General features: G+C 67.0%; 1 protein-coding gene. It reads right to left on the reverse strand.

The annotated features are described in order from the left end of the window. Positions 1 to 530, reverse strand: a 530-nt coding sequence (locus Dsi01nite_RS57005; protein ID WP_203854895.1) for an AMP-binding protein, incomplete at both ends; no start/stop codon positions are given.

The raw sequence follows: 530 nt of genomic DNA on the forward strand, positions 1-530 counted from the left end.
TCACGCAACCCCGCATCCAACACCCGCACCCGCACATTGCCCAACGGCCCACCGATCGGCGGCAACACCGACCCGTCCACCTCCCCGAGCGTCGCCAACACCGACGCCTCAGTCGGACCATACGCATTGAACACCCGTGCCCGACCCAGCCAACCCGACACCAACTGCCCCGTCACCCGCTCCGAACCCACCACCCACGTATCCACCCCAGCAAACGCCGCCGGATCCAACTGCGCCAACAACGACGGCACCACACTCGCCGCATCAAACCCCAACCCCGCCAACAACACCGGATCCGCCCGCTGCACCTCCGACGCCACCACCAACACCCCACCATTGCCCAACACCGCCGCCACATCCAACACCGCCGCGTCAAACCCGAACGACGCGAACTGCAACACCCGCCGCCCAGGCACCACACCCAGCACCGGCCCCAACCGCGCCGCCAAATTCACCACACCCCGATGCGGCACCACCACACCCTTCGGCCGACCCGTCGAACCCGACGTATAAATCACATACGCCGCCTC

Source organism: Dactylosporangium siamense (assembly GCF_016862795.1).
In the GTDB taxonomy this organism is placed as follows: domain Bacteria; phylum Actinomycetota; class Actinomycetes; order Mycobacteriales; family Micromonosporaceae; genus Dactylosporangium; species Dactylosporangium siamense.